Annotated in this window: 17 protein-coding genes; 6 read left to right on the top strand and 11 right to left on the bottom strand. The window is 67.4% G+C overall.

All coding sequences use genetic code 11. From position 1 onward, the window contains the following. Positions 1 to 22: 22 nt before the first annotated feature. Genes adhP through GGR89_RS14875 form a run of 6 tightly spaced genes read right to left on the bottom strand, consistent with a single transcriptional unit; the run spans position 23 to position 4,731 of the window. Positions 23 to 1,048: an alcohol dehydrogenase AdhP gene (gene adhP / locus GGR89_RS14900; RefSeq protein ID WP_125976290.1), complete on the bottom strand. Its 1,026-nt coding sequence runs from the start codon at positions 1,046 to 1,048 to the stop codon at positions 23 to 25. 18 nt (positions 1,049 to 1,066) lie between these two features. Then, the gene (locus GGR89_RS14895; protein ID WP_125976288.1) at positions 1,067 to 2,587 is read right to left on the bottom strand and encodes an aldehyde dehydrogenase family protein; all 1,521 of its coding nucleotides are present in this window, start codon (positions 2,585 to 2,587) and stop codon (positions 1,067 to 1,069) included. A gap of 58 nt (positions 2,588 to 2,645) precedes the next feature. Further along, positions 2,646 to 2,906 (bottom strand): hypothetical protein, encoded by a 261-nt coding sequence (locus tag GGR89_RS14890; protein WP_125976286.1) that lies wholly within the window; start codon positions 2,904 to 2,906, stop codon positions 2,646 to 2,648. Beyond that, the gene (gene lepB, locus GGR89_RS14885) at positions 2,903 to 3,745 is read right to left on the bottom strand and encodes a signal peptidase I (protein ID WP_125976366.1); all 843 of its coding nucleotides are present in this window, start codon (positions 3,743 to 3,745) and stop codon (positions 2,903 to 2,905) included. Before lepB ends, GGR89_RS14890 begins: the two co-directional genes overlap by 4 nt. A 4-nt stretch (positions 3,746 to 3,749) precedes the next feature. Further along, a complete protein-coding gene (locus GGR89_RS14880) occupies positions 3,750 to 4,112 on the bottom strand; it encodes a GntR family transcriptional regulator (RefSeq protein ID WP_125976284.1) in 363 nt (120 codons plus the stop codon). A 37-nt stretch (positions 4,113 to 4,149) separates the two neighbouring features. Next, on the bottom strand, positions 4,150 to 4,731 hold the full coding sequence (locus GGR89_RS14875; protein WP_125976364.1) for a nitroreductase family protein: 582 nt from the start codon (positions 4,729 to 4,731) through the stop codon (positions 4,150 to 4,152). 130 nt (positions 4,732 to 4,861) lie between these two features. Between GGR89_RS14875 and GGR89_RS14870 the strand changes: the two genes are divergently transcribed. Next, complete coding sequence (locus GGR89_RS14870) at positions 4,862 to 6,655, top strand: peptide MFS transporter (protein WP_125976283.1); 1,794 nt, start codon at positions 4,862 to 4,864, stop codon at positions 6,653 to 6,655. A gap of 98 nt (positions 6,656 to 6,753) precedes the next feature. Here the strand turns inward: GGR89_RS14870 and GGR89_RS22705 are convergent, their stop codons facing one another. The 3 genes from GGR89_RS22705 to acs form a co-directional block, all read right to left on the bottom strand. Further along, the gene (locus tag GGR89_RS22705) at positions 6,754 to 6,888 is read right to left on the bottom strand and encodes a hypothetical protein (protein ID WP_277600108.1); all 135 of its coding nucleotides are present in this window, start codon (positions 6,886 to 6,888) and stop codon (positions 6,754 to 6,756) included. Positions 6,889 to 7,076: 188 nt separating this feature from the next. Beyond that, on the bottom strand, positions 7,077 to 9,107 hold the full coding sequence (locus GGR89_RS14865; RefSeq protein WP_206431082.1) for a M13 family metallopeptidase: 2,031 nt from the start codon (positions 9,105 to 9,107) through the stop codon (positions 7,077 to 7,079). Between the two features lie 138 nt (positions 9,108 to 9,245). Beyond that, entirely contained in the window at positions 9,246 to 11,183 is a 1,938-nt protein-coding gene (gene acs, locus GGR89_RS14860) for an acetate--CoA ligase (RefSeq protein WP_125976281.1), read from the bottom strand. A gap of 135 nt (positions 11,184 to 11,318) precedes the next feature. Here acs and GGR89_RS14855 point away from each other — a divergent pair, with 135 nt between their 5' ends. The 4 genes from GGR89_RS14855 to GGR89_RS14840 are packed head-to-tail and all read left to right on the top strand — an operon-like array spanning position 11,319 to position 16,028. Then, positions 11,319 to 12,800: an efflux transporter outer membrane subunit gene (locus GGR89_RS14855; RefSeq protein ID WP_125976279.1), complete on the top strand. Its 1,482-nt coding sequence runs from the start codon at positions 11,319 to 11,321 to the stop codon at positions 12,798 to 12,800. After that, complete coding sequence (locus GGR89_RS14850; RefSeq protein ID WP_125976277.1) at positions 12,790 to 14,118, top strand: efflux RND transporter periplasmic adaptor subunit; 1,329 nt, start codon at positions 12,790 to 12,792, stop codon at positions 14,116 to 14,118. Before GGR89_RS14855 ends, GGR89_RS14850 begins: the two co-directional genes overlap by 11 nt. A gap of 1 nt (position 14,119) precedes the next feature. Continuing rightward, positions 14,120 to 14,824 carry an ABC transporter ATP-binding protein gene (locus tag GGR89_RS14845; RefSeq protein ID WP_125976275.1) on the top strand — a complete coding sequence of 235 codons (705 nt, stop codon included), beginning with the start codon at positions 14,120 to 14,122 and terminating at the stop codon, positions 14,822 to 14,824. A 4-nt stretch (positions 14,825 to 14,828) separates the two neighbouring features. Beyond that, on the top strand, positions 14,829 to 16,028 hold the full coding sequence (locus tag GGR89_RS14840) for an ABC transporter permease (RefSeq protein WP_125976273.1): 1,200 nt from the start codon (positions 14,829 to 14,831) through the stop codon (positions 16,026 to 16,028). On the opposite strand, the gene GGR89_RS14835 is transcribed toward GGR89_RS14840, so the two are convergent. Beyond that, positions 15,997 to 16,611, bottom strand: coding sequence for a nucleotidyltransferase family protein (locus GGR89_RS14835; RefSeq protein ID WP_125976271.1), 615 nt, complete (start codon positions 16,609 to 16,611; stop codon positions 15,997 to 15,999). The genes GGR89_RS14840 and GGR89_RS14835 overlap by 32 nt on opposite strands. Further along, a complete protein-coding gene (locus tag GGR89_RS14830) occupies positions 16,598 to 17,509 on the bottom strand; it encodes an XdhC family protein (RefSeq protein WP_125976269.1) in 912 nt (303 codons plus the stop codon). Before GGR89_RS14830 ends, GGR89_RS14835 begins: the two co-directional genes overlap by 14 nt. 123 nt (positions 17,510 to 17,632) lie before the next feature. On the opposite strand from GGR89_RS14830, the gene GGR89_RS14825 reads away from it, so the two are divergent. After that, entirely contained in the window at positions 17,633 to 18,634 is a 1,002-nt protein-coding gene (locus GGR89_RS14825) for a glycerophosphodiester phosphodiesterase (protein ID WP_241213232.1), read from the top strand. Position 18,635 lies beyond the last annotated feature (1 nt).

The following is an 18,635-nucleotide window of genomic DNA, read 5'->3' as shown; positions in this document are numbered from 1 at the left end:
CGCCGCCCCTGTCGATGGCGCTTCAGGCCATGTCGAGCACGATCCGCCCTTCGATCTCGCCCTTGCGCATCCGATCGAACACGCTGTTGACGTTTTCCAGGCGCTCGGTGGCGACGGTCGCATGGACCTTGCCCTGCCCGGCGAAATCGAGCGCCTCCTGCAGGTCGAGCCGGGTGCCGACGATCGAGCCGCGCACGGTGATGCCGTTGAGCACCGTGTCGAAGATCGAGAGCGGGAAGTCCCCCGGCGGCAGGCCGTTGAGCGAAACGGTGCCGCCGCGCCCGACCATGCCCAGCGCCTGCTGGAATGCCTTGGTCGAAACTGCGGTCACCAGCACGCCCCGCGCGCCGCCAATCGCCTTCTTCACGAATGCCGCCGGGTCCTCGTGCAGCGCGTTGACGGTCAGTTCGGCGCCCAGCTTCCGCGCCAGTGCCAGTTTGTCGTCGTCGATGTCGACCGCGATGACATTGAGCCCCATCGCCTTGGCATATTGCACCGCCATATGCCCCAGCCCGCCGATGCCGGAGATCGCCACCCAGTCGCCCGGTTTGGTATCCGTGACCTTGAGACCCTTGTAGACCGTCACGCCCGCGCACAGCACCGGCGCGATCTCCACGAAGCCGACAGTGTCGGGCAGGATGCCGACATAGTTGGGGTCCGCCAGCACATAGTCGGCAAACCCGCCATTCACCGAATAGCCGGTGTTCTGCTGGCTCTCGCAGAGCGTCTCCCAACCGCCCAGGCAGTGCATGCAATGGCCGCAGGCGGTGTAGAGCCAGGGCACGCCTACCCGGTCGCCTTCCTTCACATGGGTGACGCCCGCCCCCACCGCGGCGACATGGCCGACGCCTTCATGGCCGGGAATGAAGGGCGGCTTGGGCTTGACCGGCCAGTCGCCTTCCGCGGCGTGGAGATCGGTGTGGCACACGCCGCTCGCCGCGATCTTCACCAGGATCTGGCCAGGCCCCACCTGCGGCACCGGCACTTCCTCGATCACCAGCGGCTTGCCGAATTCGCGGACGACGGCGGCTTTCATGGTCTTGCGCATGGGATTCCTCTCCGCTTTTCAGAACAGGCCGCGCGCGGCGGTGTCGTAGCTGACCAGCAGGTTCTTGGTCTGCTGATAATGGTCGAGCATCATCTTGTGCGTCTCGCGGCCGAAGCCCGACTCCTTGTACCCGCCGAACGCCGCATGCGCGGGATAGACATGGTAGCAATTGGTCCAGACGCGGCCGGCCTCGATCGCGCGGCCGATCTGATAGGCCTGGATGCCGTTGCGGCTCCACACGCCGCCACCCAAGCCATAGGGGGTGTCGTTGGCGATCTCGATCGCCTCTTCCACCGTCTTGAAGGTGGTGACAGAGAGGACGGGCCCGAAGATCTCCTCCTGGAAGATCCGCATCTTGTTGTGGCCGACGAACACCGTGGGTTCGACGAAATAGCCCTGGTCGAGCGCGCCGCCCGGCAGCGCCCGCGTGCCGCCGGTCACGCACTCGGCAAGCTCGCTGCGCCCCACATCGATATAGCCGAGGATCTTGTGGAGTTGGTCCTCGGAGGCCTGCGGCCCCATCTGCGTGGTGGGGTCGAGCGGATCGCCGACCTTGATCGCGCCGACACGCTTGACGGCGCGCTCCATGAACGTCTCGAAGATCGATTCCTGCACCAGCGCGCGGCTCGGGCAGGTGCACACCTCGCCCTTGTTGAAGGCGAACAGCGCGAAGCCTTCCAGCGCCTTGTCGAGGAACGCGTCGTCCTCCTGCATCACGTCGGCCAGGAAGATGTTGGGCGACTTGCCGCCCAGTTCCATGGTCTGCGGGATCAGATGCTCGGCGGCGTACTGCATGATCTGGCGGCCGGTGGTGGTCTCGCCGGTGAAGCTCACCTTGCCGATGCGCGGATTGGCGGCGATCGCCCGGCCCACCGAGGCGCCCGGCCCGGTGACGATGTTGACCACGCCCGGCGGCAGGATGTCCGCGGTCAGCTCGGCGAAGAGCAGCAGGCTGAGCGGGGTCTGCGAGGCGGGCTTGATCACGGTGCAATTGCCCGCCGCCAGCGCCGGCGCGATCTTCCACGCCGCCATCAGTAGCGGGAAGTTCCACGGGATGATCTGGCCGACCACGCCGATCGGCTCCTTGAAGTGATAGGCGATGGTCTTCTCGTCGATCGTCGAGATCGTGCCTTCGGACGCGCGGACGCAGCCAGCGAAATAGCGGAAATGATCGATCGCCAACGGCACGTCGGCGCCGCGGGTCTCGCGGATCGGCTTGCCGTTATCCATCGTCTCGGCGAGCGCGAGCAGCTCCAGATTCGCCTCGAGCCGATCGGCGACTCGGTTGAGGATCAGCGCGCGCTCCTGCGGCGAGACGGCGGCCCAGCGCACCCGTGCGGCATGCGCGGCATCGAGTGCCGCCTCGACATCGGCGGGCGTGGACTGGGCGATCTCGGCCAGCGGCCTGGTGTTGATCGGGCTGTGATCGGTGAACCAGTGGCCCTCGATGGGATCCACCCAGCGGCCGCCGATGAAATTGCCATAGCGGGCGGGCTGGTGCCCTTGCGTCCGCACGGTCTGGATTGCCTGTTCGAACATCGCTTCCTCCATCCGAAACCCTGTCGGCGGGAGGCATGCGCCCGGACCTGCGAAACCCCTATTCGGAGAGGTGCTTAGGGGAAGTACCCAATGACGCGGCACCGGCTTCTTCGCCAGCGGCCTCGCCCTGCTCGCGGCGCTTCTGCAGCGACTCGGTGGCCTCTGCCCGGGCAGGATCGAACAGATGCCCGAAGGCGAGGCCGAGCATCAGCGCCGCGGCACCCGCCTTGCCCCGCGTGCGGCCAAGGCCCCAGCGGACCAGCAGCGGTATCGCCACCACGATCGCCGCCGCGACGACCCATTGCAGCATCGTGCTCAATCGGCGCGCTTGGGCCGCAGGCTGGTGAAGCTGCGATCCCAGCGGATCGCGGTTACATAGGCGAGCGGGTTGAACCACGACCCCTCGCCGTCGAAGCTGTGCGTCACCAGTTCGGCGCGACCGGCGATCGTCTCCAGCGGCACCGGGCCGCCCAGCCCCAGTTCATCCGAACCGAAACGGCTGTCGGCGGACTGGTCGCGATTGTCGCCCATCAGGAACACATGGCCCGCGGGTACGGTGATCGGCCCATAATTGTCGCCGGGGCTGAGAAAGCCGTTCGGCAGCATGGTGTCCCCCAGGTCGAGCACGTTATAGCTCGCCCCGTTCGGCAGCGTCTCGCGATAGAGCGGGGGTTCGCAATAGAGCTTGCCGTCCGCTTCCCGCGTACGGAACGCGGCGATCGGGCCCTCGTCGCACGGCACCGCCGCGTCGACCGGGATCCGGGCTCGCCCCTCGGCGACTCGCGGCACGGGTTTGCCGTTGAGGATCACCACGCCGTGGCGCACCGCCACCGTATCGCCGGGCAGCCCGATCACCCGCTTGATCAGATCCTCGCCGTCGCCGCGCCGGACGACGATGACGATGTCCCCGCGCGCCGGCGTGCCGCCGAACAGCCGCACGGGCGAAATGCCCTTGCCATGAACCATCAGCGAGGCCTGCGAGAAGCCATAGGGGAATTTGGTCGCGACGAGCCGATCGCCGGTGCGCAGCGCGGGCATCATCGATCCCGAGGGGATGTAATAGGGCCGCGCCACCGCGCTCTGGAACAGGAAGAAGATGCCCAGCGTCGCCGCCCAGCCGGCCAGCGTGCGCTTCCAGCCCGGCTTGGGCTCGGCCATGGCCTCAGGCGATCTCGTGGCTGCCATCGAGCAGCGCGCGCGCATCGAGGCCGAGCAGCGCGATATGGTCCCTCACCCGCGGCCAGAAGCCGGTGAGGAAGCGTTCGCGCTCCGCCGTGCGCAGCCGCTCGACCGCACCGGGCACGACGAACATGCCGACGCCGCGGCGGACCTCGACATAGCCGTCGTCCTGGAAGCTCTGATAGGCCTTGGCCACGGTCAACGGGTTCGCGCCATGCTCGGCGGCGAGCGCGCGGACCGAGGGAAGCTGGTCCCCCGCGCGGTACTGGCCGCGCAGGATCGCCGCGGCGATGATCGCGCGCAGCTTGAGGTAGACCGGGCTGTCTTCGTGCTCCAGGGCTGTCATGCTGCCATAATACAGCAGATGCCCTTCGAGTCCATACTCAGGGATTCCACCGATGGACGATCTGGGACAGTTCGCCGCGCGGGCGCTCCTCGAGCGGACGGCCGGGCGTGCCGAGGAAGACGAAGCCGGCGATGCGCTGGCCCTCGCTGCCGAACAGGTCGCGCACCGCGTCGGAATAAGCAGGCCAGCCGGTCAGCCAGCCGCCGGCAAAGCCCATCGCGTGCGCGGCATGGAGCAGGTTCATGCAGGCGGCGCCTGCCGACAGCTCCTGCTCCCACAGCGGCACCTTGTGCGGCTGGACGGGGGCGGAGAGCACCACCACCAGCGCCGGTGCCTGGGTGGCGAACTGCGCGGCAGCCTCCTCGTCGCGGGCGGTCGCGTCGGGCTTTTCGGCGCGGAGAATCTCGACGAGCTTGAGTGCCAGCGCTGGGCGCGCGTCGTCCGGCACGATCACGAAGCGCCAGGGGGCGAGCTTGCCGTGATCGGGCGTTCGCGCGGCGATCGCCGCCATCTGGTCGAGCTGCTCGTCGCTGGGCCCCGGCGCCACCAGGTCGCGCGGCTTGCCCGATCGGCGGGTCTGGAGGAGGCGGAGCGGCGTGGCGCGATCGTTGAAGGTCATGCGCGCCATCTAGGGTGCTGTCCCGCCCCCGCCAAGCCGGGCGACTTTACAGCGGCGATGCAGGCTCTAGTCTGCGCGCCCATGCACCGGGCCCATGCGCCCGGATCCCACCTTTAGGACGTAAACCTGCATGGTCGACACACCCACTGCCGATTCTCCGGCAGAACCGGATATCTCCCACGTAAACCCCGCCGACGAAAAGACCTGGTTCGGCCATCCCCGCCAGCTGGCGCGCCTCTTCTCCACCGAAATGTGGGAGCGCTTCGGCTTCTACGGCATGCGGGCGCTGCTGACGCTGTACCTCACCCAGCATTTCCTGTTCGGTGATCGCGAGGCAACCGGCCTCTATGGCGGGTACACCGCCCTAGTCTATCTCACCCCGCTGGTCGGCGGCTATCTGGCGGACCAGTTCCTCGGCTCCAAGCGCGCGGTGAAGTTCGGCGCGATCCTGATGTCGATCGGCTATTTCGTGCTGTGCTTCGGCGGCCAGACCGCGACGCCCTATGCCAAGATCGACGGGCAGCGCTATGAAGTCGCAATCGAGAAGACCGCCGCGGGCGAGCAGCGCTATGTGCTCGATGCCGGCCACAAGCAGCTGATCAAGGGCAATGACGACGGCTCGATCACCCTCAGCGAGAATGGCCAGACGGTGCGCACCATCGCCAAGGGCGGGTTCGTATCCGAAGCCGATCGCAGCCCCTTCTACGTGATGGTGATGCTGATCGCGTTGTCGATGGTCTCGGTCGGCAACGGGTTCTTCAAGCCGAATATCTCGACCATGGTGGGCGAGCTCTACCGCCCCGGCGACAGCCGGCGGGATGCCGGCTTCACCATCTTCTACATGGGCATCAACCTGGGCTCGATGCTGTCGCAGGCGCTCTGCCCATGGCTGGCCGTCGCGGTCGGCTGGTGGGCGGGCTTCGGCCTTGCCGCCATCGGCATGCTCTGCTCCTGGGCGCTGATCCAGTTGGACGGGGGCAAGCTCAACGGCATCGGCGAACCGCCCGCCAAGGCCGCCACCGGCCGCCAGCAGATCCTGATCTATATCGGCGCGCTGTGCGTCATCCCGCTCTTTTATCTGCTCTACATCAACCTGATGGCGGCAGAGCCCGCGCCGGCCGGTTCGGGCCTGCTCGGCTATGTCGCGTCGCTGTCGCTGATGGGCAAGCTGCTGTTCGGCACCTTCCTGATCGGCGTACCGGCGATCCTCGTCTGGTCGTTCTTCGCGGGCGATCGCCGCGAGTTCCAGATGATGATGGCGGCGATGGTGCTGATCGTGTTCAACGTCGTGTTCTGGACGCTGTTCGAGCAGGCGGGCTCCTCGCTCACCCTGTTCGCCGATCGCAATACCAACCTGTCGATCTTCGGCTGGTTCACCATGACCGCAGGGCAGACGCAAAGCTTCAACGCGCTGTTCATCGTGCTGCTGGCACCGCTGATGTCGATGCTGTGGGCGGGCCTCGCCAAGCGCGGGCTGGAGCCGAGCATCCCGGTGAAGTTCGGCATCGCGCTGGTCGCGGTCGGCTGCGGCTTCCTGTTCCTGGTCTGGGGCGCCAACTGGGCCGACAGCAGCTTCAAGGTCTCGGTCTGGTGGATCGCCGGGCTCTACTTCATCCACAGCTTCGCCGAGCTGTGCATCTCGCCGGTCGGCCTCAGCATGATCACCAAGCTGTCGATCGCACGGATCGTCGGCATGATGATGGGCGTGTGGTTCCTGTCGATCTCGGTCGCGCAATATGTCGCGGGCGTGATCGCGCAGTTCGCCAGCGTCGAGACGGTGGGCGGCCAGGTGACCAATCTCAAGGTCAGCCTGGAGACCTATCTCAGCGTGTTCACGCTGATCTCGGAATGGGCGATCGGGCTTGGGCTTCTGCTGCTGCTGCTCAGCTGGCCGCTCAAGCGCTGGATGCACGGCGTCAAATAAGCACCGTCACCGAAAGAGGGACGGGGCGCCGCGGAAATGGGGGGACAGCGGCGCCCCTGTCGTTCGCCCGAGGGGGAGTAGGCGAACGAGTCTCGAAGTCAGGCCGCGAGCGGCAGAACGGCCAGCGCTTCCTGCTCGTTGGCTGCCGCAAGCGCGCGGACATTCGCCGGAATCAGCTGGCCCGTAGCAGCCATACGGCGATGGGCGAAATAAAGCGCGATCAGCGAAAACATGACTACCTCGAAACAGCTTTGCTGCAATGCAGCGCGGGCGCCGCATCTGGTTGTCGTCGGCTGAGTCCGCAACTGCAAAGCCCCTCCGCCACAGTTGCAGTCGCTGCAAGTGCGAACGTTTTCTCTCGCAGAATGCAAAAAGGCCCGGCATCGCTGCCGGGCCTTTTCCGTAAAGATACGGGGTGCGCTTACCAGATGTGCACGCGCTGCTCCGGTGCGAGGTACAGCTTGTCGCCCGGCTTGATGTCGAACGCCTTGTACCAGGCATCGACGTTACGAACGATGCCGTTGACGCGCGCAGTCGCCGGCGAGTGCGGATCGGTGAGCAGCTGCTGGCGCTGCGCATCCTCGCGCACCTTCACCCGCCAGGCCTGGGCATAGGCCAGGAAAAAGCGCTGGTCGCCGGTCAGCCCGCCGACCGGCTTCGCCTTGCCGTGCTTCGCCTGATACTTCTGGTATGCACCGTACGCCGCCTCGACGCCGCCGAGATCGCCGATATTTTCGCCCAGCGTCAGCCGGCCGTTGATCTTGGTGCCCGGCACCGGCTCATAGGTGTCGTACTGGCCGGCCAGCGCTTTGGTGCGTGCGGCGAAGTCTTCCTTGGCCTTGGGCGTCCACCAGTTCTCGAACTTGCCGGTGGGGCCGAACATGCTGCCCTGATCGTCGAAGCCATGGCCCATCTCATGGCCGATCACCGCGCCGATTGCGCCGTAATTGACCGCCGGATCGGCATAGGGGTCGAAGAAGGGCGGCTGCAGGATCGCCGCCGGGAAGGTGATCTGGTTCGACAGCGGGTTATAATAGGCGTTCACCGTCTGCGGCGTCATCGCCCACAGGCTGCGATCGACCGGCTTGGGGAAGCGCGACAGCGCCAATTGATGCTCGAACTCCCCCGAGCGCATCACGTTGCCGAGCAGATCGCCCCGCTCCACCTTGAGCGCCGAATAGTCGATATACTTCTCCGGATGGCCGATGCGCGGCTCGAACGCGGCGAGCTTGGCGAGTGCGGCCTTGCGGGTCGCGTCGTCCATCCAGGTCGAAGCCTCGATCCGCTCGCGATAGGAATCGCGTAGATTCTCGATCAGCTCGGCCATCTGCTTTTCGGCTTCGGGCGGATAATATTTGGCGACATAGGCCTTGCCCACCGCCTCGCCGAGCGCGCCGTTGACGATCTGCACGCCGCGCTTCCAACGCTCGCGCTGTACCTGCACGCCGGACAGCGTCTTCGAATAGAAGTCGAACCGCGCCTGGTCGAACGCCTTGGGCAGATAGGTCGCGTGATCGCTCACGAAGCGATAGGCGAGATAGTCCTTCCACGTCTGCAAGGGCGTCGCAGCGAAGATCTTGCCCAGCGCGATCAGCGCGGTGTTCTGGGTCATCAGGATCTGCGGCGAACTGTCCAGCCCGGCAGTCTTCAGCATCAGCGCCCAGTCGAACTCGGGCGCCTTGGCGGTGAGCCCGGCGATGGTCTGCGGGTCGTTGAGCTTGGCGATGTCGCGGCTCTGCTCGGGCGACCACTGGACCTTGGCCATCGCGGTCTCGAGCGCGACGATCGCATCGGCCTTGGCGCTGGCATCGGGGATGCCCGCCAGTTCCTGGATCTTCTGCACATAGGCGCGATAGGCGGTGCGCGCCGCATCGAACTTCGCGCCCTGGTTCAGAAAATAGTCGCGCGGCATGCCCAGGCCGCCCTGGCCCACCGCCGCGGTATACTTGGTCGGATCGGCGAGGCTGGGGGTGATCTCCACCTCGACCGGCGTGGCATAGCCGACGCTGGCAAACAGCACCTGCAGCGCGCCCTTGTCCTGCACCGCCGCGATGCGGCCGAGATAGGGCTTGAGCGGCGCGGTGCCGCGCGCCTCGATGCCGGCCTCGTCCATCCAGCTGGCGTAGAAATCGCCGACCTGCTTGCCGCTCGCGCCGTAAGCGGCAGGGTTCTTGGCCATGTCGTCGAGCAGCGCGCGGACATTGTTCTCGGCGGCGAGCGCCAGATCGACGAACGGACCGGCCGAGGTGCGGTCGGCGGCGATCTCGGTGCGCGCGGCCCAGCCGCCATTGGCGAAGGTCCAGAAGTCATCGCCGGGCTTCACGCCCGCCTGCTGCGCGGTCAGGTCGACGCCGAAGCTGCCATATTTGGGCTTGCCGCCCTGGGCGAGCGCAGGCGACGCGACGAGCAGCGCAACGGCGCTGGTCAGCAACAAGGAACGACGCAATTTCATGATGTTAGGCTTCCCCACCACGGTGTGTGTTAGGCAAGTGTAACGGGGGGTGCGGGGCGTCGCAATGGAATTTTGTTACAAGCGAAACTGTACGCATGGGCATCCCCCCTCCCGCGGAGCGCGGGAGGGGGAGCCGGATCACCCAACTCGGTTGGCGACCAGATCGTCGACCACCGCGGGATCGGCCAGCGTCGAGGTGTCGCCCAGGCTACTCACATCGCCCTCGGCGATCTTGCGCAGGATGCGGCGCATGATCTTGCCCGAACGGGTCTTGGGCAGGCCGGGGGCGAACTGGAGCGCGTCGGGCGTGGCGATCGGGCCGATCTCGCCGCGCACCCAGTCGCGCAGCTCCTTGCGGAGCGCCTCGCTCGCTTCCTCGCCGGCATTGAGCGTCACATAGGCATAGATGCCCTGCCCCTTGATGTCGTGCGGCATGCCGACCACGGCCGCTTCGGCCACTTTGTCGTGGAGCACCAGCGCGCTCTCCACCTCGGCAGTACCCATGCGGTGGCCCGAGACGTTGATCACGTCGTCCACCCGGCCGGTGATCCAGTAATAGCCATCACCGTCGCGGCGGCATCCGTCGCCGGTGAAGTATTTGCCGCGATAGGTGGTGAAATAGGTCTGGAAGAAACGCTCGTGATCACCCCAGACGGTGCGCATCTGCCCCGGCCAGCTCCGCGCGATGACGAGATTGCCCTCGGTGGCACCTTCGAGCAGCGCGCCGTCGCCGTCGACCAGCTGCGGCTCGATACCGAAGAACGGCATCGACGCAGACCCCGGCTTGAGCGCGGTGGCGCCCGGCAGCGGGGTGATCATGTGACCGCCGGTCTCGGTCTGCCACCAGGTATCGACGATCGGGCAGCGCCCCTCGCCCACCACGTCATGATACCAGCGCCACGCCTCCGGGTTGATCGGCTCGCCGACCGAGCCGAGCAGCTTGAGCGACGTCCGGCTGGTCGCGGTGACGTAGCCGTCGCCTTCCTTCATCAGCGCGCGGAGCGCGGTGGGCGCGGTGTAGAGGATCTCGACCTGGTGCCGATCGACCACCTGCCACATGCGGCCGGCATCGGGCCAGGTCGGCACGCCTTCGAACATCAGCGTGATCCCGCCATTGGCCAGCGGGCCGTAGACGATATAGCTGTGCCCGGTGACCCAGCCGATGTCCGCCGCGCACCAATAGACCTGCCCCGGCCGGTAGTCGAACACCACCTCATGGGTGTACGCCGCCCACAGCAGATAGCCGCCGCTCGAATGGAGCACGCCCTTGGGCTTGCCGGTCGAACCCGAGGTGTAGAGGATGAACAGCGGGTCCTCGGCACCCATCGGCTCGGCTGGGCAGTCGGCGGAGACCTTGGCGGCCGCCTCGTGGTACCAGAGGTCGCGGCCGGGTTGCATCACGACGCCGCCGCCGGTCGCCTGCACGACGATGACCTTTTCGAGCACGGGCGCATGCTTCTGCGCAGCGTCGACATTGGCCTTGAGCGGCACGCGCTTGCCGCCGCGCCGGCCCTCGTCGGCGGTGATGACGATGCGGCTGTCGCAATCGACGATGCGGCCGGCGAGGGCCTCGGGCGAGAAGCCGCCGAACACCACCGAATGGATCGCGCCGATCCGCGCGCAGGCGAGCAGCGCCACCGCCGCCTCGGGGATCATCGGCATGTAGACGGTGACCCGGTCCCCCTTCCGCACGCCTTCCGCCTTCAGCACATTGGCGAAGCGGCAGACCTGTTCGTGGAGTTCGCGGTAGGTGATCCGGCGCGGATCTTCCCTGGGATCGTCCGGCTCCCACAGGATCGCAGTCTGGTCGCCGCGCGTCGCGAGATGGCGGTCGAGGCAGTTGGCGGCGACGTTGAGCTTGCCGTCGGCGAACCAGCGAATGCGGAAATCGGCCTCGTCGAAGGACCAGTCGCCGGCAGTGGCCGGCGGGACGATCCAGTCGAGCCGCCGGGCCTGTTCCAGCCAGAACCCGTCCGGATCGGACAGCGACTGGGCGTGGAGACGTTCATACGCTGCGGCATCGACGCGGGCGGTCTTCGCCCAGCTTTCCGGCACCGGATACAGATTCTCGCTCATCAAGACCCCTCCTGGTCGGCGGGCATCTAGGAGCGCAAGGGGTGGCTAGGCAAGGCACCCGACGTTGCAACATCGTTACATTTTGCGAACATATTTCAGTGGAAGTACGAAACCGTATCAGCCATATAAAACGCTATGGCACGACCTGCGCTTGCTCTGTTGCTCTGTGCGGCACTGCCGCTTGCAGCCTGCTCCACCGGTTCCGCCCGCCCGCAACAGAGCCCAGCGCCGATCGATCTGCCAGATCGCTTCTCGGTCGACCCGCAGCAGCAGGCGCGCGAGGATCTGGCGCGCTGGTGGGACAGGTTCGACGATCCGATGCTCGGTCAGCTGATCGGCCAGGCGCAGACCGCCAATCTCGATATTGCCCAGGCGGTGATCCGGCTGCGCCAGGCGCGCGAGTCGCTGGTCCAGTCGCGCTCGGCGCTGCTGCCGACGGTGCGCGGTTCGGCGGGGTATTCGCGCAACGAGCCGCTGCGTGGCGGCAGCATCACCACGCAGCTGCCCGACGGCACCATCGGTTCCTTCTCGCAGGGCGGCAGCAGCAACTTTTCGCTGGGTCTCGACGCGAGCTACCAGGCCGATCTGTTCGGCGGGGTGCGCAGCGGCGTCCGCAGCGCTCGGGCCAGTTTCGAGGCGGCCGGGTTCAACCGGGCGGCGGTGCTGCTGTCGGTCGAGTCCGAAACCGCGCGCAACTATGTGCAGGCACGGCTCTCCCAGGCGCAGCTCGCCAACGCGCGGGAAAGCCTCGCCATCCAGGACGAGAATCTCCAGATCGCGCAGTGGCGGGTGCAGGCGGGCCTGGTCTCCTCGCTCGATGCCGAACAGGCGCGCGCGCAGCGATCGCAGACCGCCGCCTCGATCCCGCAGCTCGAGAGCAGCTATGCCGCCAATGTCGCCCGGCTGGGCGTGCTGACCGGCCAGACGCCCGGCGCGTTGCGCGAGGCGATGGCAGCGCCCAAGCCGATCCCGCGCGGCCCCGCCAGCGTCGCCGCCGGCATTCCCGCCGATGCGCTGCGCCAGCGGCCCGATGTGCGCGCGGCCGAGCGCAACCTCGCCGCCGCCTCCGCGCAGATCGGCGTATCCCGCGCCCAGCTTTACCCCAGCCTCAGCCTCGGCGGCAGCATCAGCTCGGGCAGCAGCTCGGTGCGCTCGCTGCTCGACCTGATCACCGGCCGCGCCTTCGCCAATGTCGCCCAGACGATCTTCGATTCGGGCCGGCTGCGCAGCCAGCTCCGCTCGGCCCGCGCCGGGGCGGACGGCGCCTTCTACAGCTACAAGGCCAGCGTGCTGCAGGCGATGGAGGAGATCGAGAATGCGATCGTCGCGCTCCAGGCCGCCCGCGAGCGTGAGGCGGCGTTCCGCACTGCGCTGGAGGCCGCGACTAACCAGGCACTGCTCGCCCGCTTCCAGTATCGCTCGGGCTTGACCGACTTCACCACGCTCAACCAGTCCGAAAGCGCGCTGCTTTCGGCCAAGAACGGCCTGTCCCAGGCCGAGTCCGAACAGGCGACCGCGCTGATCCAGCTCTATGTCGCGCTTGGCGGCGGCTGGGACGAAGCCGCGCCGATCCCACCCCTCCCTCCAAGAACAGGCAGCGCCACCGATGGCCAGTGACCCGCAGGACCTCGACACCTTTCTGGGCACCAAGCCGCGCCCCTGGTGGCGGCGCAACCTGCGCTGGATCATCATCGCGCTGGTCGTGGTGGTGCTGGGGCTGCTCGTCTCGCGCTGCTTCGCGCCCAAGCCGCCGCCCAATTACATCACCGTGCCCGCCGAGAAGGGCGCGCTGGCGGTGACCGTCTCCGCCACCGGTAGGCTCGCGCCGATCCGGCAGGTGACGGTGGGCTCCGAAATCTCGGGACTGGTCCTCAAGGTGCTGGTCGACGTCAACGACCGGGTGACCGAGGGGCAGACGATCGCGATCATCGACCCCGCCCGGCTCGACGACGCGATCACCCAGAGCCGCGCGACGCTGTCCGCCAACCAGGCCGCGGTCGCGCAGACCCAGGCGACGCTGGACGAGGCGACCGCGCAGCTCCGCCGCATGGAGGAAGTCAACCGCTTGTCTGGCGGCAAGGTGCCCGCGAAAACCGAGCTCGATACCGCACGTGCCGCCGTCGCCCGCGCGCGCGCCAATCTGCGCTCCGCCCAGGCCAATGTCATTTCGGCCCAGGCCTCGCTGTCGTCGAACCAGACCCAGCGCACCCGCTCGATCATCCGCTCGCCGGTGAACGGCGTGGTGCTCGCCCGCCAGGTCGACGCCGGCCAGACCGTCGCCGCGCAGTTCAGCACGCCGAACATGTTCGTGATCGCGCAGGACCTGACCCATATGAAGCTGGAGGTCGCAATCGACGAGGCGGATGTCGGCTCGGTCAAGGTCGGGCTGCCGGCGAGTTTCACCGTCGACGCTTTTCCCGGCCGCACCTTTCCGGCGCAGATCACCCGCGTCGACCTCGGCTCGAACCTCACCGCCTCGACGGCAACGACCAGCGCCACGACCAGCACCACCACCACCGCCAACCAGGTCGTTTCCTATGCGGCGATCCTCTCGGTCGCCAATCCGGACCTGACGCTGCGCCCGGGGATGACCGCGACCGCGACGATCGGCGTCGAGAAGCTGGACAATGCGCTGCTGATCCCCAACGGCGCGCTGCGCTTCACGCCCCAGGATGCCGGTGCCAAGAACGGCGGCGGCGGAATCCAGTTCGGCCCGCGCCGCGAGGAGCAGCAAAAGGCGATCGGCCGCGGCAGCAAGCAGACCATCTATGTCGTCGGCAGCGACGGCAAACCGCAAAAGGTGGAGGTCGTCACCGGCCCCAGCGACGGCAGCCGCACCGCCGTCACCAGCACCCAGCTCAAGCCCGGCATGAAAGTGATCGTCGGCGTCCAGGCGAACGGCGCGGCCAAGCCCGCCAAGGACGACCAGAACTGACATGGCCGAGCCGCTGATCCAGCTCCAGGGCATCACCAAGACGTTCGGCGAGGGGCCGACCGCGTTCCAGGCGCTCAAGGGCGTCGATCTCACGATCGAGGCAGGCGCATTCCTGGCGGTGATGGGGGCGTCGGGATCGGGCAAGTCGACGACGATGAACATCCTCGGCTGCCTCGATGTGCCGACGGGCGGCAGCTATCGGTTCCGGGGCGTCCATGTCGAGCAGCTCGATCGCGACCAGCGCGCCTATCTACGCCGCCGCTATCTCGGCTTCGTGTTCCAGGGGTTCAACCTGCTCGCCCGCACCACCGCGCTCGAGAATGTCGAGCTGCCGCTGCTCTATCGCGGCGAGCACCGCAAGGCGCGGCGCGAGGCGGCGATGGCGGCGCTGGAGCAGGTCGGGCTCGATCGCTGGGCGGACCATACGCCGTCGGAGCTCTCCGGCGGCCAGCAGCAGCGCGTCGCCATCGCCCGGGCGATCGTGACGAAACCCGATGTGCTGCTCGCCGACGAGCCGACCGGCAACCTCGACAGCGAACGCTCGGTCGAGATCATGAAGCTTCTCCAACGGCTCAATGCCGAGCTGGGGATCACCGTGCTGATGGTGACCCACGAGCCCGAGATGGCGAGCTTCGCGCGGACGATCGTGCATTTCAAGGACGGGCTGGTCGAACGGACCGAAGTCCCCGCCGGCTTGGGGGTCTGAGGCGATGCTGTTCACCACCCTACTCCTCTCGCTGCGCGAAATCCGCCGCCACCTCCTGCGCTCGTTCCTGACGACGCTCGGCATCATCATCGGTGTCGCCGCCGTCATCACCATGGTGACGCTGGGCAACGGTGTCTCCGCTTCGGTGCAGGCGTCGATCAGCTCGCTTGGCAACAACACGCTCACGGTCTTCCCCAGCGGCGGTCGGCGCGGTGGTGGCAATGCGCCGCCCCAGTTCGAGAATGGCGACATCCAGGCGATCCGCCAGCAGGTGAGCGGGGTCAGCGCGGTGGCGCCGCAAGCCTCCGCCTCGGCGCTGGCGGTGCGTAATGCGCAGAACTGGAACGCGTCCGTCACCGGCACCAGCAACGACTATTTCACAGCGCAGAATCTCGAGTTCGCGGCCGGACGGCGGTTCACCGAAGCCGAGCAGAGCGCCGGCAAGTCGGTATGCGTGATCGGCGACACGATCCGCGCCAATCTCTTCGCCAACGACGATCCGGTCGGCGAGCGTTTCCGCCTCGGCACCGTCAGCTGCGAGGTGGTGGGCGTGCTCAAGAAGCGCGACAATGCCGGCTTTACCGACCCCAACTCCACCGTGGTGCTGCCGCTCAAGACGGTGCAGCGCCGCTTCGTCGGCAACCAGAATGTCCTCGCGATCCAGATCGCGGTGGCGCCCGGCTATGATACCGCAGCGGTAAAGCAGTCGATCGTCGGCCTGCTGCGCGAGCGCCGCCACCTGACCCCCGACCAGCCCGACAATTTCGACATCTTCGACAGCGCCGAATTCGCCTCGACGGTGAGCAACCAGATGCAGCAGATGACGCTGTTCGTCGCCGCCATCGCCGCGGTGAGCCTGCTGGTCGGTGGCATCGGCATCATGAACATCATGCTGGTATCAGTCACCGAGCGTACCCGAGAGATCGGCATCCGGCTCGCGATCGGCGCGCTCGGCAAGGAAGTGCTGCTGCAGTTCCTGGTCGAGGCGGTGGCGCTGTCGTGCCTGGGCGGACTGATCGGCGTCGGCCTCGCCTTCTTCGCCTCCTGGGGCCTGGCCAAGCTGGCCGACCTGCCCTTCACCTTCGACCTGTCGATCAACCTGATCAGCTTCGCGATCTCGGCGCTGATCGGCATCGTGTTCGGCTTCTTCCCGGCGCGCCGCGCCGCCGCGCTCAATCCGATCGACGCCTTGCGGCACGAATAGCCGCGGCCGCCTCGCGCCCGCGCAGTTCCTCGAGATCCTCGCGGGTGTCGATGTCGACCAGTTCCTCGGGCCGGGTGATGACATGGTGGCCGCGCAGGATCAGCGTCCGCGCGCCGGCATCGCCTTCGAGGCTGCACAGCTCGGCGAAGTGATCGCGGCCGATCAGCGCGGGCGGCATCGGCTGGACGCCGTCGCTGGAAGCGACCAACGTCGCGCCATTGTCCGATGCCTCGAACAGCCGGTAGCAATGCGCGATGGTGACGCGCGGCATGTCGGCCAGCGCGATCAGCACGGCTTGCGCGCCCGCCTGCTCCGCCGCCTGCACGCCGTAGCGCACCGAGCGCGCCTGGCCCTGCGACGGATCGGGGTTCTCCACCACCTGGAACCCGCGCGCGGCGAAATCGAGCGTCGTGTCCGACACCACCGCGATCCGGGCGAGGAACGGGATGTTCTCCAGCGCGGTCACGACATGGAAGGCCAGCGGGTGGCCGAGATATTCCTCGGTCAGCTTGTCGCCGTCGGCGAAGCGCTCGGACTTGCCCGCGGCGAGCAGGACGAGGGCGGTCTTTTCAGGAGTCAGCATGGAAGGTCTTTACCATGGCGGCGGCGATGGACAGGGCGATCTCGGACGGACCGATCGCCCCGATCGAAAGCCCCGCCGGCCCCTCGATCCGCGCGAGATCCTCCGCTGAGACGCCCGCCGCGCCAAGTCGTTCCAGCCGCGCCGCCTGGCTGCGCCGGGAGCCGAGCGCCGCGACATAGCCGGTGGGGTGCGCCAGCGCCGCGATCAGCGCGGCATCGTCGATCTTGGGATCGTGGCTCAGCGTCACCACTGCCGTCGCCGGATCGGGCTTGAGCGCCGTCACCGCCTCGTCCGGCCAGCGATCGTCGAGCGTCACGCCGGGGAAGCGCTCCTCGGTGAGGAAGCGCCCACGTGGGTCGATCACCGTCGTCGCGATGCCCAGCTCGCGCGCCAACCCGGCCAACGCCTGCGCGATCTGCACCGCGCCGACGATCAGCAGCCGCCGTGGCGGATCATAGCGGTTGACGAACCCCTCCGCTCGAATCGCGCTCTGCCCGGTGGCGAGATCGGTGCCGACCTCGATCGGGCGGCCCTCGGCGCGCGCCTGGCGGATCGCGTCGAACAGCTCGGGCGGAAATCCGTTCGCGGCGACCGGCTGCACCAGCACCGCAATCTGCCCACCGCAGGGCAGTCCCACTTCCCACGCCGCCGCATCGGCGACGCCATAGTCCTTCACCACCGCGGGCGCGCCGGCGATCACTTCGGCGGCGGTCTGCAGGATGTCGGTCTCGACGCACCCGCCCGAGACCGAGCCTTCGAACCGCCCGTCCTCGTGGACGAGCAGATGGCTGCCGCGCGGACGCGGGGCGGAGCCCCAGGTGGTCACCACCGTCGCCAGCGCCATCTTCGCCCCGCGCCAGGCCTCCGCGGCTGCCAGAACGCCGTCGTTATCCGCCAATTGTCGCGCTCCCGTCACATCCGCTTTCTACCCGCCTAGCCGAAGGAGACGACCGTGACGAGATGGATGCTGTTGGCGATGGCACTGCTGGTGCCCACCGTCGCTTTCGGACAAGGAAAGCCCATGCAGAAACCCATGCCCCGCATCATCGTGATCGGCCATCGCGGCGCCAGCGGCGAGCGGCCGGAACACACCCTGCTCTCCTATCAGCGCGCGATCGACCTCGGAGCCGATTTCATCGAGCCGGATCTCGTCCCCACCAAGGACGGCGAGCTGGTCGCGCGGCATGAGAATGCGATCACCGACACGACCGACGTCGCGGCGCATCCCGAATTCGCGGCCCGCAAGACCACCAAGACGATCGATGGCCAGACGATCACCGGCTGGTTCACCGAGGATTTCACCCTGGCCGAGCTCAAGACGCTCCGCGCCAAGGAACGCCTCCCCAAGCTCCGTCCGGGAAACACCGCCTATGACGGCCAGGCGACGATCCCGACGCTCGACGAGATCATCGCGCTCGCCAAGAAGGAGTCTGCACGGCTGCATCGGGTGATCGGCATCTATCCGGAGACCAAGCATCCGAGCTATTTCGCCTCGATCGGCCTGCCGCTGGAGGCGCGCCTCGTCGCCAAGCTCAAGGCCGCCGGCTGGGACCGCGCCGACGCGCCGGTGTTCATCCAGTCGTTCGAGGTGAACAACCTCAAGCAGCTCCACACGATGACCAAGGTGCCGCTGATCCAGCTGATGGCCGGCAGCGAAGGCCCGGCCGATCACGCCTATGCCAGCTACAAGGAGATGGCGACACCCGAGGGGCTGAAGGCCGTCGCGCAATACGCCGCCGGCATCGGTCCCGAGCTGACCCAGATCCTCGCCACCGACGGCACGCCGTCGACCCTGGTCGCCGATGCGCATGCGGCAGGCCTGAAGCTCCATCCCTGGACCTTCCGCGCCGAGAATTTCTTCCTGATGCCCGCCTATCGGGTCGGCACCGATCCGGCCGCGCATGGCCGGCTCGACGAAGAGATCACCGCGTTCCTGAAAGCCGGCATCGACGGCTTCTTCACCGATTTCCCTTCCATCGGCGTGCCGGCTCGGGATAGCTTCCTGACGACCAACGGCAAGTAAG

It is taken from the genome of Sphingomonas trueperi (assembly GCF_011927635.1).
Classification (GTDB): Bacteria; Pseudomonadota; Alphaproteobacteria; order Sphingomonadales; family Sphingomonadaceae; genus Sphingomonas; species Sphingomonas trueperi.
The sequence above is the reverse complement of the archived record's forward strand: the minus strand, read 5'-3'. Positions and strand labels throughout refer to the sequence as shown.